The sequence below is a fragment of the Stutzerimonas stutzeri genome (assembly GCF_000952685.1).
GTDB lineage: Bacteria > Pseudomonadota > Gammaproteobacteria > Pseudomonadales > Pseudomonadaceae > Stutzerimonas > Stutzerimonas stutzeri_E.
Genome location: NZ_JYHV01000016.1, coordinates 101986 through 118755, shown reverse-complemented (window position 1 = coordinate 118755; position 16770 = coordinate 101986). Strand labels below are relative to the sequence as shown.

8 protein-coding genes are annotated in these 16770 nt (G+C 66.1%); 2 read left to right on the top strand and 6 right to left on the bottom strand.

What is annotated here, in order from left to right:
- From UF78_RS10655 to UF78_RS10640, 4 genes are all read right to left on the bottom strand, one after another.
- The coding region (locus UF78_RS10655; RefSeq protein ID WP_045162184.1) for a non-ribosomal peptide synthetase at positions 1 to 11085 on the bottom strand (11085 nt) is incomplete at its 3' end.
- Positions 11086 to 11147: 62 nt separating this feature from the next.
- Entirely contained in the window at positions 11148 to 12125 is a 978-nt protein-coding gene (locus tag UF78_RS10650) for a TauD/TfdA family dioxygenase (RefSeq protein ID WP_045162183.1), read from the bottom strand.
- A 12-nt stretch (positions 12126 to 12137) separates the two neighbouring features.
- Positions 12138 to 12869 (bottom strand): thioesterase II family protein, encoded by a 732-nt coding sequence (locus UF78_RS10645; RefSeq protein ID WP_045162182.1) that lies wholly within the window; start codon positions 12867 to 12869, stop codon positions 12138 to 12140.
- A gap of 3 nt (positions 12870 to 12872) precedes the next feature.
- Positions 12873 to 13091: an MbtH family protein gene (locus tag UF78_RS10640; RefSeq protein WP_045162181.1), complete on the bottom strand. Its 219-nt coding sequence runs from the start codon at positions 13089 to 13091 to the stop codon at positions 12873 to 12875.
- 348 nt (positions 13092 to 13439) lie between these two features.
- Here UF78_RS10640 and UF78_RS10635 point away from each other — a divergent pair, with 348 nt between their 5' ends.
- Positions 13440 to 13976 (top strand): RNA polymerase factor sigma-70, encoded by a 537-nt coding sequence (locus tag UF78_RS10635; RefSeq protein WP_045162180.1) that lies wholly within the window; start codon positions 13440 to 13442, stop codon positions 13974 to 13976.
- Between the two features lie 138 nt (positions 13977 to 14114).
- Positions 14115 to 14882 (top strand): ATP-binding cassette domain-containing protein, encoded by a 768-nt coding sequence (locus UF78_RS10630; protein ID WP_045162179.1) that lies wholly within the window; start codon positions 14115 to 14117, stop codon positions 14880 to 14882.
- A gap of 48 nt (positions 14883 to 14930) precedes the next feature.
- On the opposite strand, the gene fhuF is transcribed toward UF78_RS10630, so the two are convergent.
- Together fhuF and UF78_RS10620 are read right to left on the bottom strand one after the other, a co-directional pair.
- A complete protein-coding gene (gene fhuF, locus UF78_RS10625) occupies positions 14931 to 15683 on the bottom strand; it encodes a siderophore-iron reductase FhuF (protein ID WP_045162178.1) in 753 nt (250 codons plus the stop codon).
- A 31-nt stretch (positions 15684 to 15714) separates the two neighbouring features.
- A complete protein-coding gene (locus tag UF78_RS10620) occupies positions 15715 to 16695 on the bottom strand; it encodes a GNAT family N-acetyltransferase (protein WP_045162177.1) in 981 nt (326 codons plus the stop codon).
- Positions 16696 to 16770: the final 75 nt, after the last annotated feature.

Below are 16770 nucleotides of genomic sequence, written 5' to 3'. Positions count from 1 at the left end.
ACGGCTGTGCAGCTCGCGGTAGCTCAGGCGCTGTGCGCCGAATTGCAGCGCCAGGGCATCCGGCTGGCGCGCGGCCTGTTGTTCCAGTAGCGTTTGCAATTGAACGGCATCAGGGAACGCCGCTTCGGTGGCATTCCAGCCCTGCAGCAGTTGCTCGCGCTCGGTCTCTGCCAGCATCGGCAACTCGGCCAGACGGCGGCCAGCGTCCTCTGCCAGGGCGAGCAGCAGGCGCTCGAAGTGCTCACGCAAACGCTCCACTTGGCTCGCCGCCAAAAGGTCAGCCCGGTAGGCGTAGCGCACGTCAAGACACTCCCCGGCGCTGGCCACCAGGGCCAGAGCGAAGTGAGTGCTTTCCAGCGGTTTCTGACTCAGGACTTTCAGGCCATCACCGCCGCCCGCCAGGACGGCATCCATGGGGAAGTTCTCGAATACCAGGATGCTGTCGAACAACGCCTGCCCCGGCTTGCCAGCCCAGCGCTGGATATCGTACAGCGGGCTGTGCTCGAACTCGCGGGCATCCAGGTTCAGCGCTTGCAGGTCGCGCAGCCAGTCGCCAACACCCTGCTCCGGCTCGACCGGATGGACGATGGGCAAGGTGTTGATGAACAGCCCGAGCAGGCTTTCCGCCGTCGGCAATCCGGCCGGGCGGCCAGCGACGGTGGCGCCGAAACAGGGTCGCGCCTGCCCCGTGTAGCGCTGCAAAAGCAACAGCCAGGCCCCCTGTAGCAGTGTATTGAGAGTCACTCGCTGGGCCTGGGCGAACTGTTGCAGGCGACGTGTCGCGCTGGCATCCAAGCGGCTGTTCACCTCCCGCGCGGGCTCGTCGTCTGCCTGACTCAACGCGCCGGCCAACAGGGTCGGCTCCTCGAAGTCGGCCAGTCGCTCGCGCCAGAAGCGCTCACCGGCATCGGCGTTCTGAATCTGCAACCATGCGATGTAATCGCGGTACTGCCCAATCTGCGCCGGCAACGACTCGCCGCGGTAAAGCGCGAGTACTTCGCCGATCTGCCGAGCGCTGCTCCAGCCGTCGGCGATCAGATGATGGCAGGTCCAGATCAGGTGATAGCGGTGCTCGCCCAGCCGCACCAGAGTCACACGCTGCAGCGGCGGCGCGGCCAGGTCGAACCCTTCCTCTCGCTCGGCATCGGCCAAGGCATCCGCTGCCGCCGGATCGAAGCCGCGCTCGCGCCAGTCATGCTCGCGTACCGGCAGCCCGGCCTGGCGCAGCACGAACTGCAAGGGCGCGCCGCCCTCGGTTACCAGGAAACCGGTGCGCAATGCGGCATGACGGGCAATCACTTGTCGCCAAGCAGCGATAAAGCGCGACGCATCGAGCCCGTCCAGATCGACCCGCAGCTGGTTGATGTAAAGGCCCGAGCCCGGCACATCGAGGGCATGGAACAGCAGCCCTTGCTGCATCGGCGACAGCGGATAGAGGTCATCCAGATTGGTTACGGGCAGCGCGAGGCTGTCCAGCGCGGTCTGGTCCAGCCCTGCCAATGGCACGTCGCTTGGTGAAAGACGCGGCTCGGCCTCCTTCACGTGGGCCAACAGCCCGAGCAGCGACTGCTCCAGGCCCTGAACAAGCGCGTCGATGGCCTCGCCAGTGAACATGGCGCGGCTGTAGGTCAGTTCCAGCTCCAGACGACCCCCGAGTACGCGGCCGTTGATCACCAGCCAGTTGCCCAGGGGGGCATTGTCCGGCTGGCTGCGACCGGAGGACTCGCTGGCTGGACGCAACGCCGTCTCGGTGCCGAACTGCTGATCGAACTGGCCCAGGTAGTTGAAGGTGACGCGAGGCTGGCCCGCGGCTTTCAGCACCTGCGCATGGCCACTCAGGTAGCGCAGCACGCCATAGCCGATACCGGCGCGCGGTACCGCACGCAGCGCTTCCTTCACCGCACGCAGCGCCGCACCGGGCTCGCCGCTCGGGCGCAGGAGCAAGGGGTAAAGGCAGGTGAACCAGCCGACTGCAGCCGACAAATCCAGCGGCTCGCCGTCGTCAAAGGCATCGCGGCCATGGCCTTCCACTTCCAGCAGCGCCTCGTCGGCGCCGGTCCAGTCGCACAGCGCGCGACCCACGGCGGTCAACAGCAGGTCGTTGATGCGTAGGCGCTGAGCGGCCAGGACCGGCCCGAGCAGCTCGTCGGTGGTGCCGGCGTCCAGGCTCAGGCGACGCTGCTGCGCTTCGCGCCAGGTGGCCGGTGCATCGGGCACAGCTTGCGGGATGCGCGGAGCGTCGGCCAGTTGCGCCTGCCAATACGGCAATTCGGCGGCCAGTGCCGGGCTCGTCGCCAACACCTGCTGACGAGCGGCCCAGGCGGCATGGCTGTCGCCTTCGGCCGGCAATGTGATGGGCTGGCCGGCACGGGCGGCGCGATAAGCGCGGTGCAGGTCGTCCAGCAGAATCCGCCAGGACACCCCATCCACGGCGAGGTGGTGAATCACCAGCAGCAAGCGTTCGCCGCCCTGCTCCAGGCTGACATGCATGGCGCGCAGCAGCGGACCCTGGCGCAGATCGAGGCTACGCTGGGCCTCGTTGCACAGGCGTTCGAGCGTCTGCTGGTCGGGGGCGCGACGGCGCCAGAGCAAGGTCAAGTCGAGCGCGCCGATCTCGGCGATGCGCAGGCGCGGGCTGTCGCCGTCCTGCCGCAAACGCAGTGCCGGATGACGCTCCAACAATGCGTGAACGGCGCGGTCCAGCGCATCGAGATCGAGCGACTCAAGGGGCTCCAGCAGCACCGCCTGGTTCCAATGACTGCGCAGCGCGGTCGGCACACGCTCGAAGAAACGTGCCTGCACCGGTGCCAGCGGCGCTTCGCTGTTGGCGGGCGCGACGACCGTCGTCGGAACGGCCGTCGGCACGGCGCGGACCTCCAGCCATTGCGCCAGCTGGCGTACGGTCTGCCGTTCGAAAAGCTGCTTGGGGCTGAGCTTGAAGCCCAGTTTGCGGATGCGCGCGATGATCTGCAGGCTGAGAATCGAGTCGCCGCCCAATTCGAAGAAGTTATCCTCGGCGCCCACTCGCTCGACCTTGAGCACGGCCTGCCAGATCGCCGCCAGCTGGCTTTCCAGCTCGTTCAGCGGTTGCTCGTCGTGCACGGTCGCAGCGCCCGGACGCGGCAGCGCCTGGCGGTCGACCTTGCCATTGGCGGTCAGCGGCAGAGCCGGCAGCAGCATCAGGTGCGCTGGCAGCAAGTATTCCGGTACCTCGGCGGCCAAGGCCTGGCGCAGCGTCTCGGCGTCACCGTCGGCCACGCACCAGGCCAGCAGGCGCAGCGGGCCGTCGCCCTCACGTTCGGCCAACACCTGCGCATCACGAACGCCCGGCAAGCGCTTGAGGACCTGGGCCAGTTCCGCAGGCTCGACCCGGTATCCGCGGATCTTCACTTGCTCGTCGAGACGGCCCAGAAATTCGATTTCGCCGTCGGCGCGCAGCCGGACGCGGTCACCGCTGCGGTAGTGGCGTTCGCCGTCCAGCTCGACGAAGCGCTCAGTCGTCAGCTCCGGCTGGCCGAGATAACCCTCGGCCAGCCCGGCACCGGCAATCAGCAGTTCACCAGGGACGCCCAGCGGGAGGCTGGCGAGCTGGGAATCGACGACTCGCACGTGGACATTCGGCAGCGGCCTACCGATGGCCAGGCTGCCGTCCGGTAGTGCATCACCTGCACGCCATTCATGCGTCAGCACACCGACCGTGGTTTCGGTCGGGCCATAGTGGTTGACCACCCGCAGCGCCGGCGTCAGCTCGCGCAGACGGGCCAACAGCGGCCCGCTGGTGGCCTCGCCACCGACCACCAGCAGGCGACGCGGCAGCACGCTGGCCGGTTGCGGCGCAGCAGCCAGCAGGCCGGCGAGATGGCTCGGGACAACCTTCAGCACATCCACGGCGCGCCCTTGCATGAAAGCCGCGAAACGCTCGGCATCCCCCACCTCATCAGCGCTCGCCAGGCACAGCCGCCCACCGCTGCACAGGGCACCGAACAGGCTGGTATGGCCGAGATCGGCCGCTACCGAAGACACCATCGCCCAGCCTTCACCGGGCTGGCCATCCAGGCGCGTCAGTACACCCTGGACGTAGTTGGCCAGGGCCGCATGGCTGACCACCACGCCCTTGGGCTGGCCGCTGGAGCCGGAAGTGAAGATGACGTAGGCCGGGCTGGCCGGGTCGATGACAAGGGACGGCGCCTGGGCCGGGAAGTTCTGTGGACCATCGGCATCCACCTGCAGCGCGGCATCACCGAAGATCGCGGCGATTTGGGCATCTCCCACCAGCACGCGCCGCGCCCCGCTCTCGACCAGCAGCCCCTGCAGGCGAGCGGCCGGCAGCGCCGGGTCCAGCGGTACGTAGGCGGCGCCGCTCTTGAGGACACCCAACAGCATCAACACCCAGCGCGCGCCTCGTGCCTCACACAACGCGACCCGCTCGCCAGGGCCGAGCCCCTCGGCTCGCAGCGCATGGGCCAGGCGGTTGGCAGCGGCGTCCAATTCGGCATAGCTGTAGCGACCATCCCAGGCCTCGACCGCGGCCTCGTCCGGGCGCGCATCGCGCTGGTGAGCAAACAGTCGTAGAACGTCGGCGGCTGGCCATGGGCGACGCTCTCCGGCCAGTTCCGAACGTGCCTCGGCCGGTGCCGGGGCCAGCCGTGCGAGCGGTTCGAACGGCCGGGCACAGAGCTGCTCGAGCTGCCAGACGAAGACGGCGGCGATGCGTGCCACGGTACTGGCGTCGAACAGATCCCGGGCAAACACGAAGCTACCGCGCAGACGGCCGTCATCACTGGCTTCGGCCATGTCCAGGGCCAGATCGAAGCGCGCGCCGTACTGCTCCTCACTAAACAGTTCCAGACGCAGCGGGCCGGCAGCAGGGAGCGCACTGACATCGAAACCGAAGTTGAACTTGACCTGCGCCAGCGGGTTCCAGGCCAGGCTGCGCTCGGGTTGCAGGGCCTCGACCAGTTGCTCGAACGGCAGGTCCTGGTGCGCCTGGGCACCGAGGGCCAGGGGTTTGAGGCTAGCCAGCAGATCGGCGAAGGATGCCTGCGGGTCGATCCGGCAGGGGAAAACCTGCGTGTTGACGAAGAAACCGATCAGCCCTTCGGTTTCCAGTTGCTGGCGATTGGCGACCGGCACGGCGACGCGCAGGTCGTCCTGCCCGCTCCAGCTGCGCAGCAGCACGCCATAGGCGCTCAGCAAGAGCATGAACAGGGTGACATCCTGGCTTCGCGCCAGGGCCTTGAGGCGCTCGCTGAGCTCGGCATCTAGTTCGAAGCCGAGACTGCCACCCCGGTAGCTCTGCTGGGCCGGACGCTGGCGATCAGTAGCCAGGGCGAGTATCGGGTTGTCGCGGCCGAGTTGCTCCACCCACCAGGCCAGTTGGCGCTCGCCTTCTCCGTCTGCGAGCAGGGTCCGCTGCCACTGTGCGTAGTCGGCGTACTGCACCGGCAGCACCGGCAACTGTGCTTCGATGCCATCGAGGGCAGCACGGTAGAGCGCCGCGAACTCGTCCATCAGCACGCGGATCGACCAGCCGTCGGAGACGATGTGGTGCAGGGTCAACAGCAGCACATGTTCCTCGTCGGCCAGGCGCAGCAACGTCAGGCGCAGCAGCGGACCGTCACGCAGGTCGAACGGGCGTGCGGCCTCCTCCTCTGCCAGACGGCGTGTCTGAACTTCTGCGTCTGGCTGGGTCGACAGGTCCAGGCGCGCCAGGGGCAGCTCCACATGGGGATGGATGATCTGGCACGGCTCGCCGTCGCGCTCGTCGAAGGTAGTGCGCAGGGTTTCATGGCGCGCCACCAGCGCAGCGAAGGTCTGCCGCAATGCAGCTTCATCCAGCGCGCCACGCAGGCGCAGTGCACCCGGCACGTTGTAGGCCGCACTTTGCGGCTCCATCTGCCAGAAGAACCACAGGCGGCTCTGCGCTGGCGACAGCGGCAAGGCGCCGTCGCGCGGCAGCGCACGCAGCGGCGGCCGACCTGCGCCGCTACCGAGCGCAGCGACACGGGTGGCGAAGGCATCCAGCCGTGACGCCTCGAAAATCACCTGCAGCGGGCAATCCAGTTTGAGGTCACGACGAATCCGCGACACCAACCGGGTGGCCAACAGCGAATGGCCGCCAAGTTCGAAGAAGTCGTCCTCGCGGCTGATCCGTGGTACCTCCAACAAACCGGCCCACAATTCGGCGAGCTGATGTTCCAGCCCGTCGCGCGGCGGGACATAGCAGTCGCGCCCTGTCTCCGCGACTTCAGGCAGCGCCTTGCGGTCGATCTTGCCGTTGGCGTTCAGCGGCAGGCGCTCCAGGCCAAGGATCTGTGCCGGCACCATGTACTCCGGCAGCTGCTCACGCAGTGCCGCCTTGAGCGCGTCCACCGGCAGCGCTGGCGCCACGTAGGCCACCAGCCGGCGGCCGCCCGCGCCTTCGCGGCAGACCACCGCCGCCTCGCGTACGCCGTCCAGCGCGCGCAGGCGCGCTTCGATCTCGCCCGGCTCGATACGAAAGCCACGAATCTTCACCTGCTGGTCTACCCGGCCGAGGTAGTCCATCACCCCGTCTTCACGCCAACGCACTCGATCGCCGGTGCGATAGAGACGGCCTCCAGCCGTGCCGAACGGATCGGCGACGAAGCGCTCGGCAGTCATCCCTGGGCGCCGGTGGTAACCGCGCGCCAGCATCTCACCGCCGATGTACAGCTCGCCGGCCACGCCGCGCGGCAGCGGCTGCATGTGTTCGTCGAGCACGTACAGCGCACGGGCACCGACTGCCTCGCCGATGGGTGCATAGGCTGCACCGCAGCGCGCGGTGGCATCGGCTTTCCACAGCAACGGCGTCACCACCGTTTCGGTCGGCCCGTAGCCGTTGATCAGGTGCTCGGCCTTAAGGCTGCGTCGTGCAAGCTCGAAAGCCGCTTCGGGCACTGCATCACCACCGAAGCAGTAGATGCGCATGCTCGGCGCATGGCCGAGGCGCGCCGCCTGCTCGGCCAGTTGCTGCAGATAGGCCGGTGGCAAGGCGGTGACCGTGACCTGATGGCGCTTGAGGCGTTCCAGGGTTTCTTCCGGCGTCCATAGCGCCTCGCCGCGCACCAGCAAGCTGGCGCCATGGGACAACGCAGTGAGCCAGCGCTCGTGAGCACCATCGAAGGCGAAGGACATGAAGGTCAGCTCGCGGTCGGCCGGGCTCATGGCATAGCGCTGACCGATGGCACGGCAGTGCGCGGCGATCTCGCCATGGGCTACCGCCACGCCCTTGGGCTGGCCGGTAGAGCCGGAGGTATAGATCAGGTACGCCAGATTGGCCGGATGGATCCGCGACGGCGGGCACTCGGCTGGCCAGCCGGCGTAGTCGAAGCGGTCGAGATCCAGGCGCTGCACGTTCTCTGTCGAGCGTAAACGCTCGGCCAGCGAGGCGTGGCTGATCAGCCAGCCGATGCCGGCGTCCTGCATCAGCCAGCTCAGGCGCTCGTGCGGGTAGTCCAGATCCAGTGGCACGTAGGCGCCGCCCGCCTTCATCACGGCCAGCAGTGCGAGCGGGATATCGAGCCCGCGCGGCAGGGCTACGCCGACTCGCGATTCCGGGCCGACACCGGCCGCCACGAGCGCCTGGGCGAGGCGGTTGGCGCGCGCGTCCAGCTCGGCGAAACTCATCTCGCATTCATCATCCAGCACCGCCACTGCCTGAGGACGCTCGGCAGCCTGGGTGGCGATGCGCGCGGCCAGGGGTTCGAAGGTGGCGTCCTGGACCGGCGCATCGGCGCGCCACAGCGCGGCATCGAGCCAGGCGCTGGCCTCCAGCGGCGACTCGGCTGGTTGGGTCGGCAAAACGCGCAGCAGCGCGAGGAACTGCTCGGCCATGCGCGCCATGCCCTCGGCGGCATACCGCTCGGCGGCGTAACAGAAGCTCAGCTCGACGCCATCACGGCTCTCACGAACGCGCAGGACCAGGTCGAAAGGGGTTTCCAGGTCGATCTGCCGCAGGCTTTCCGCGGCCAGGCCTGGCAGACTCGGATCGGTGCGCACCTGGTAGTCATAGGCCACTTGGCACAACGGATGTCGGCCATGACTACGTTCGGGTTGCAAGGCTTCGACCAGTTGCTCGAACGGCAGGCCCTGGTGCGCCTGGGCCTCCAGCAAGCCGTCACGTACCTGGCGCAGCAGCCCGGCCAGGGTCGGGTTGGCCGACAGGTCACAGCGCATCACCAGCAGGTTGACAAAGAAGCCCACCAGCCGCTCGCTGGCAAGCTGGTCGCGGCCGGCCTGGGTGAGCCCGACGCGCAAGTCGTGCTGGCCGCTGAAGCGCTGCAGCAGCAGGTTGAAGGCGGCCAGCAGGAGCATGGCCAGGGTGACGCCATGACGCTGGGCAAGGCCGCGCAGGTCGGCAGCGAGGCTGTCATCGAGGCGCTGTTCGACGAAACCGGCGCGGCGCCCCGCCTTGTGGGTACTGGCCAGGGCGTAAGGCAGCTCCAGCGGTGAATGCTCGTCGCCCAGATGCGCACGCCACCAATCCAGCAGACGTGCGCCCTCCCCGGCATCCAGGGCCTGCTGTTGAGCGGCGGCGATGTCGAGGTACTGGACCTCGAGCGCAGGCAGCGTGGCGGAACGGTCTTGCAGGCGCGCCGCATAGCAGGCGGCGAATTCCTCCAGCAGCAGATTCAGCGAGGCCCCGTCCGCGACGATGTGGTGCACGCATAGCAGCAGCGTCTGTCGGCCTTCACCCAGGCGTTGCAAACGCAGGCGCAGTAGCGGGCCGCTGGCCAGATCGAAGGGCTCGGCGGCGAAACAGGCCGCATCGGCCTCGGCGGTATCCGGCTGGGCGCTCAGGTCGATCTCGCTGAAGGGCACCGCGCCGGGCTCGGCGAGTCGCAGCTGGACCTCACCGTCGGCGCCTTCGATGAATCGGCTGCGCAGGGTTTCGTGGCGCACGAGCAGATCGGCGAATGCCTGTCGCAACGCGGGGCGATCCAGCTCGCCAAGCAGGGTCAGGCTGCCGGCGATGTGATAGAGCGCGCTGTGCGGCTCCAGCTTCCAGAGGAACCACAGACGGCGCTGGGCCGGTGACAGGGGCAACAGATCCGCCCGCGCCAGGCGCGACACGTTGCGCGGTGCTTCAGCGGATGCCGCGTGGCTGGCCAGGGCCGCGACGAACGCGCCCAGTTCGGGCGCTTCGAACAACAGCCGCATGTCCACGGCGCGACCGTGGCGTTCCCGTAGGCGAGCCAGCAGTTGGGTGGCGCGGATCGAGTCACCGCCGAGCGTGAAGAAGTGGTCGTCGCGAGCGACCTGCGGCACCTGCAGCACCTCGCACCAGAGCGCGGCCATGGCCTGCTCGGCCTCATTCAGCGATGCCAGGGTGACAGTCGCCGGATCAGCGACCGACGACTCCCCGGCACGCTGTACGGCATAGGTACCGAGGGTACCGTCAGCCAATTTGTGCCGGCAGGCGGAGCGCTGCAACTTGCCGCTTGAGGTCTTCGGCAATGCGCCCGGCTCCAGCAACGCCACCACTAGCGGCGCTTCTTGGAAGGTCTCCGCCAGGGCGGCGCTGATCGCCTTGATCAGCGTGGCGGCTGGCACCAGCTTGCGCACGCTGCGACCGACCTCGGCGGCGATGCCGATGCCTTCACGACCATTGTGCTCAACGGCGAACGCGGACACCCGACCCTTGCGCACCACGTCCACCTCCTCTTCTACGCAGCGCTCAATATCCTGCGGGTAAAGGTTCTGGCCGCGAACGATGATCATGTCCTTGAGCCGGCCGGTCACGTACAGCTCATCGTTGTGCAGGAAGCCCAGATCGCCAGTGCGCAGCCAGGTGCGGCCGTCGCGTTCGATGAACACCTGTGCACTGGCCTCGGGGTTGCGCCAGTAGCCCAGCGCCACACTCGGACCGCTGCTCCAGATTTCACCGATGCCACCCGGCGCCACCGTCTCACCGCTGACCGGGTCGACCAGTTGCACGTCGTGGCCCGGTTGCGGACGCCCGCAACTGACCAGGGTGATGCCCTGGCCGGGACGGCCTTGATTGGCGGCCAGTGCCGTCGGATCCACGGCCATCAGACCGATGCCCTTGCCGCGCTGTCCGCCGGCGACGAACAGGGTCGCTTCGGCGAGGCCGTAGGACGCGTAGAGTGCGTTCGGATCGAACCCCACCGGGGCGAAGGTGCTGGCGAAACGCTCAAGGGTATCGGGGCGGATCGGTTCGGAACCGGAGAACGCCAGCCGCCAACTGCTCAGGTCGAGGCCGTCCATCGCCGACTCACGGATGCGCTCGCAGCACAGCCGGAAGGCGAAGTCCGGGCCGCCGCTCACCGTGCCGCCATAGCGCGAGATCGCTTCCAGCCAGCGCCGCGGACGCTCGAGGAAGTAGCGTGGCGACATCAGCACGCAGGGAATACCGCTGTAGATCGGCTGCAGCAGGCCGCCGATCAGGCCCATGTCATGGAACAGCGGCAGCCAGCTGACCATCACGTCGTCGGCCCGCATGTCCAGCCCATGGCGGATCAGCCGCTCGTTGGCCAGCAGGTTGCCATGGCTGACCTGTACGCCCTTGGGCGTCGAGGTCGAGCCGGAGGTGTATTGCAGGAAGGCAATGTGCGTATCGCTCAGTTCCGGCATCCCCCATCCCGACGCAAGGCCGGTGGGCGTCTGGTCGACCGCGAGCAGCTGCGGCGAGGTACCGCCGGTCCGCTGGCAGGCCGGACGCAGGGCGTCGATAAGGCTGGAGTCGGTGAGTACCAGGCTGGGCTCGGCGTCGTCGAGGATCGCCCGCAAACGCGCCAGGTGCTGGGGGCGCACCGATTCCGGCGGATAGGCCGGCACCGCGATGATGCCGGCATAGAGGCAGGCGAAGAAGGCCGTCACGTATTCCGGGCTGCTGTGCAACAGCAACACGGCGCGGTCGCCGGGCTGGCCATGCTGTAGCAACCAGACGGCCAGATCCCGGGCGCGCTCGTCCAGCGCGCGATACGTCAGCGGTTCGTCGACCCCTTCGGCAATGAAGCGCAGGGCGATATCGTGTGGCGTTTCGGCGGCGCGCTGGCACAGCACCTCGAGCAGGTTGGCGGCAGCGTCGTAACGATCATTCATGGCATCACCTTGAAACGCGGCGAGTGTCTGGCACCCGCCGAGGAATTGGAAAATCGCAGCCCTCAGGCCTTGGGATGGTCAAGACCGTGGCCTTGCGCCATGGCGACGATGACCTTGCGCGGGCCGCTGAACGGCGCACGGGCATGGGCGGTGAGCATGTTGTCGAGCATCAGCACGTCGCCGCTGTACCAGGGAAAGCTCACCGTGGCCTCGGCCAGCACACCGCGGATGTCGTCGAGCAGGGATTCCTCGATGGGGCTGCCGTCGCCGTAGTAGACGTTGCGCGGCAGGTCTTCCTCGTCGACGATCTCCAGCAGACTCTCGCGCACCTCCTCCGGCAGGTTGGAGACATGAAACAGGTGCGCCTGGTTGAACCACACCCACTCACCGGTGCGCGGATGGCGGGCCACCGCCTGACAGCGTTGGCGGGTACGCAGCTCGCCGTCGTCCTTCCACTGGCACTCGATGCGATGGGCGCGGCAATAGGCCTCGACCACGGCGCGGTCGTCGCTGTTGAATACCTGTTCCCAGGCCACATCAAGGCCATTGCCGAAGTTGCGCACGTACATCAACCCGCGCTCGGCGAAGCGCTGGCGGATCGCCTCGCCGACCTGGCGGTAGATCACCCGGCTGTCGGCGATGGGCGTCTCGCCACCGCTCTGCGCGGCCTGCACGCAATAGAACCAAATGCGCATCGGCCATTCGCGGGTATAGGCCTGCTCGTTGTGCAGCGGAATGTGCTGGTGCGGCGGGTATTCGGTGGACGTATAGACGCCGGCGGTAACGTTGCTGCGCGGCGTCGAGCCGAATTCGTAATTGAGCAGCGGATCGCCGAAGCCAGCGGCGAATGCGCGGAAGCGCTCCGCCTCGCCAACACGAAAACCGCGCAGCAGCACCCCGCCGCAGCGTTCGAGGTGCTCATCGATCAGCCCGCGCAGTTCAGCCTGGGCCTCTAACAGGTCGACTTCGTCCTCGGCCTGCACCAGCAGCGGCAGCCCGCCACGTGCTTCAGCCAGAGGTTGAATGGAAAACAGTGCCATCGAGCTCTCCGTTCAGGCCCAGATGGCCTGGATATCACGCCCGCCCTGGCGCAGCTTGCCGAGCATCAGCTCGAGCAGGCGCGCCTCGCAGGCATTGATGAAGAAGTGATCCCCCTCGAGCATCTCCAGCGAGAAGCCTTCGGCGGTTTCGTCCTGCCAGGCAGCCAGCGCGTCCACCGAGACCCGATCGGCCTTGCCACCGAATACATGGATCGGGCAAGCAAGCAGTGCACGGCGGTAATAGCGGTAACGGCCGCATAGCAGGAAGTCGGCGCGCAGCACCGGCAGGGTCAGACGCAGCATCTCCTCGTCAGCGAACACCGCCTCGGGAGTACCTCCAAGACGGTGTAAACGCTGCAGCAGCTGAGCATCGCTCTGCTCCACCGCCAGCTCGAGATGGTTTTCGCGGCGCGATGGCGCGGGCGCAGCCGATACGAACAGCGCTCGCGGCGCAGGAAGGCCGCGTTGGCGGATTGCGTGCGCCAATTCGAAAACAAGCAGGCCACCAAGGCTATGGCCAAACAGCCCATAGGGCAGGTCCAGGCGCTCTTCCAGTTCAGCAGCAAGTTGGTCGGCCAGGCCGAGCAGGTCGGTCTGCAGCGGCTCGTTGAAACGCCGGCCACGGCCGGGCAGCTCCAGCGGAACCACCTCGATCCACTCAGGCAGAGAGCGGCGCCAACGTGCATAGACCATTGCGCTGGCCCCGGAATACGGCAGGCAGAACAGACGCAAGCGAGCGGCCATCGTTTACTGCCCCGCCGCTTGTGCATCCATGGCCTGGCGCAGGCTCAGCGGCCGCATGTCGGTCCACTCACGCTCGACGTAGGCCAAGCACTCAGCCTTGCTACCGCGTTGACCGGTCTCTTGCCAGCCGGCCGGCGCCGCCTTGTAGTCCGGCCAGAGGGAATACTGCGCTTCGTGGTTGACCAGAACCTTGAACAACGCGTCTTCGCGATCGAATGCCATCTGTACTCTCCTTCTCCCCGTACGGGGCGGTTGATCGGGCGGCACGGTGGCAGAGCACCTGTTGGCCGCTTTCCGATGAAGACGAAGGAGCGAGCGGAATAGTTAGCCTTCGCGTATGAGATTTATTCTCAACACAATGGAACATGCAGCACGAGCGAGAGTCCGACGAACGCTGCCATTCAGCAGAAAGCAACTAAGATCTGAATTGATAAGTATTATCATTTGGACTAGATTGCTCGCCTTCAAGCCAGTACAGGTGGGCCAGGCTGAGCGGGCGGTTCGCTCAACTGCCCAGGACAAGTCCAACCGATATGGACGTCCGCCTTCGCGTCGTACAGGAAATTTCACATGCCAAAAACAATTTCAGCAGAGCAGCATCCGGCCCTGAATGACATGTTCGTCACGAACAGGCAGACCTTCATCAACGCGGCGGCGCGCATTCTCGGGTGTCGCAGCCACGCCGAAGACGTGGTGCATGATGCCTATTTGAAGCTGCGCGGTGCGGCCGCGGTTCCCAGCCCCCACTCCCAGATCAGTTACCTGCTGCGCGTAGTACGCAACCTGGCCATTGACCGCTATCGACGTCAGGCCCTGGAAAAGCGCTATTGCGGCAGTGAGGAAGAAGGTCTCTATGTCTGCGCCTCAGGGGCATCGCCGGAAGGCCTTCACGAAAGCCGGCAGACACTGGAAGCACTCTCCGACGCCCTCGCACAACTACCGGAACGCACCCGGTACGCCTTCGAGATGTACCGATTGCAGGGCAAAACGCAGAGCGCGATCGCTGCTGAGCTGGGGGTCTCGCCAACGCTGGTGAACTTCATGGTGCGCGACACGCTGATCCATTGCCGGCATGCCCTCAAGAAGATGGAGCGAAAGGAATCCTGAGCATCGCCAAGCGGATGGGCCCTAGACGGTACTCACGGAGCTCGGGAAAACGATGTAGGCATCTTTCGCCAAAATTGATAACCATTAGCATTTGAATTAGGCTATCCGGCTTCCCGAAAATATCCGGTGGATGGACCCATGTTCGAACTGGAAAGCGTCAGCTTCAGTATTCCTGAACGCACCCTCTTGTACCCTCTGAGCCTAGGCATCCCCTCCGGACGCATGGTCGGTCTGATCGGCCACAACGGCTCCGGCAAGTCCACGCTGATCAAGCTGCTGGCCCGACAGCAATTGCCCAGCAGCGGACATATCCGTCTCGACGGCAAGGCCCTATCGGACTGGAGCCAGCGCGAGTTCGCCCAACAGGTCGCTTACCTGCCGCAGCAGCTGCCACAAACCGATGGGCTGACCGTTCGGGAACTGGTGGGTTTCGGTCGCTACCCCTGGCATGGCGCGCTCGGACGCTTCACCAGCGAAGATCGCGCCCAAGTGGAACGTGCGCTCGAACTGACCGACACCAGCGCCTTCGCCGAGCGCCTGGTGGATCAATTGTCCGGTGGCGAGCGTCAACGTGTCTGGCTGGCCATGTTGCTGGCCCAGAACACCCGCTATCTGCTACTGGACGAGCCCACTTCAGCGCTGGATATCGCCCACCAGGTGGAAGTCCTGTCGCGCGTTCAGGATCTCAGCCGCCAGCTCGGTCTCGGCGTGCTGGTGGTGTTGCACGATATCAATATGGCGGCGCGCTACTGCGACGACCTGCTGGCGTTGCACGGCGGTCGACTGCTGGCCCAAGGGAGCCCGACCAAGCTCATGCACGGCGAAACCCTGGAGCGCATCTACGGCATTTCCATGGGTGTGCTGGCCAATCCAGCGGACGGCTCGCCGATCTGCTACGTGCATTGAGCAGCGGCCCGCCACCAGACTGCGCCCTGCCCCGCCAGCGCTGAGTGGCTACAGATCGCTCACATAGGCTGGCGGCTGGTCCAGTAGTGGACAGTTGTCACAATGCTCGAAATGTTCCAGCCGATACCGAATGCAACAGACCCGACGTTGACGCCAGAGACCATCCGGGCGCAACGCCGGGCTGACCTCCACGTAACGAACAGGCCGGAACAGCGGATTGCGGCGGCCATCGGGGCGGCGCTCGCTCGACAGCAGCTCATGACCATGGGTCAGCACCGCCCCCGGTAGCGCCTTGGCCATCTCACCAATAAACCACTCCAGATAATTGCCCGCGCTGCTCCACAGCACCTTGGGCGACAGACGCACCTCCGATGCCAACCCCTGAATGAAGGGCTGCAGATTCGCGTCGATCAGCTCGCCGAAACGCTGGAACGGATCGTTTGGCGGCGTGCTGAAAGGGCCGCCCTCAGCGGGCAGTTTGAACGCGTGCGGCAGACCTTGTTCGTCCAGCACCACCTCGACGTCATCGAAAGCCAACGGCAGACGCCAACCGAGCACCAGGGCGGCGGCCACAACCGGCGGAATCAAGCGAACCAAGTAGTATTTGGACCACTGCGAGGCCAGCGCACGACGGTCTTGCCCGGTATGCAGCGGGTCGAAACGCTGGAAGATCGCATCGAGCCGAGCCGGTTGCAGCAACAGGGGCGCGGGTATCGACGCGCGCGCGTCGTCCCGGGTCGTCAGGACGTCGCGGTAGCTGGCGAACTCGCCGATATACAGGGGCGCGAGCGCGGCGATCATTGCCGCTCCCGGTAAACGCAGAGCGTGCGACTCAGCACAAGCGGCATCGCTCGAAGAAACGTTCACGACTCTGCACCATCAGCGCGGCGCGCTTGTGCGGAAAATCGAACTCTTTCTCCTGCCAAAAACCCAGACGCTGCATGTGCTCGATCATCCGGGCGTTGTCGGCCCGCGGCTCGGCAACGATGCGTTGGGTACGGGGATCATCCAGCAGCAGGTAATGAATCAGAGACGGCAGCCAGCTTTCAACCTTGTGCGGGCCACGGTGCGCGTCTTCCCCCACCAGCATATGAATGCCCCGGTCGTAGTCGTCGGCCGAGTAGAACGGCGCGATGCGGTCCTCCTTGGCCCAGTAGGCCTCGAAGTAGCCGAACGGCTGGCCGTCGAAGCAGCCTATAAGGGCCAGCGTATGGGGATCGGCCGCGACCTTTTCCAGGTACTGCCGATGCTGCTCGAGGCTACCTTCCTCCTGCCAGAACGCCGCGACGCGTGGCTGGTTCTGCCAGCGGCTAAAGCGTTCCAGGTCGGTGTCGATATCCAGCGCACGAAACGAAATCCAACTGCCTAGACGTACATCGAAACGCCGGTACAGTTCACCGCCAGGCTTTGGCGGACGCAGCGGATGACGCTTGCCGTCGGTTATGCGCAAGCGTTGCGGATAGCCTTCGCTGGCCGGACCGAGGCGCCAGGGTGCCGGTAACTGCCAGAACGTCGCCCGCTCCACTTGCCAGGTACCGCTCGAGTCCCGGTTGAGCAGGCCGCTGTGCAGCAGTTCCGCCGGACACTCATCCATTCTCAGCACCAGTCGTTGGCACAGCGGATCGCTGGCGAACGCCTGGTAGGCCAGCGCCCAGACCGCCGGCGGCATATTGATAGCCGATAGTCGCCAGGAATCGTTCTGACGCTCGGCTCGACCCAGCGTTTGATCGTCGACCAGCAGGCTGAGCGCGTGTTCGCCGCCATCGACGAGCAACCGTCGGCCATCAGGCAATGGAATGGAGCAACTGGTCATGTGTATTACCTCGAAAAACTCAAGACGAACGAGCGCCTGAAAAAATTAGTCGCTCGATGACAGTCGTCACCGAAC

Bases quoted from the DNA above. Each gene is read 5' to 3' on its own strand.
- UF78_RS10650 (WP_045162183.1), bottom strand. From the start codon at position 12,125: ATGGCACTGTTTTCCATTCAACCTCTGGCTGAAGCACGTGGCGGGCTG.
- UF78_RS10645 (WP_045162182.1), bottom strand. From the start codon at position 12,869: ATGGCCGCTCGCTTGCGTCTGTTCTGCCTGCCGTATTCCGGGGCCAGC.
- UF78_RS10640 (WP_045162181.1), bottom strand. From the start codon at position 13,091: ATGGCATTCGATCGCGAAGACGCGTTGTTCAAGGTTCTGGTCAACCAC.
- UF78_RS10635 (WP_045162180.1), top strand. From the start codon at position 13,440: ATGCCAAAAACAATTTCAGCAGAGCAGCATCCGGCCCTGAATGACATG.
- UF78_RS10630 (WP_045162179.1), top strand. From the start codon at position 14,115: ATGTTCGAACTGGAAAGCGTCAGCTTCAGTATTCCTGAACGCACCCTC.
- fhuF (WP_045162178.1), bottom strand. From the start codon at position 15,683: ATGATCGCCGCGCTCGCGCCCCTGTATATCGGCGAGTTCGCCAGCTAC.
- UF78_RS10620 (WP_045162177.1), bottom strand. From the start codon at position 16,695: ATGACCAGTTGCTCCATTCCATTGCCTGATGGCCGACGGTTGCTCGTC.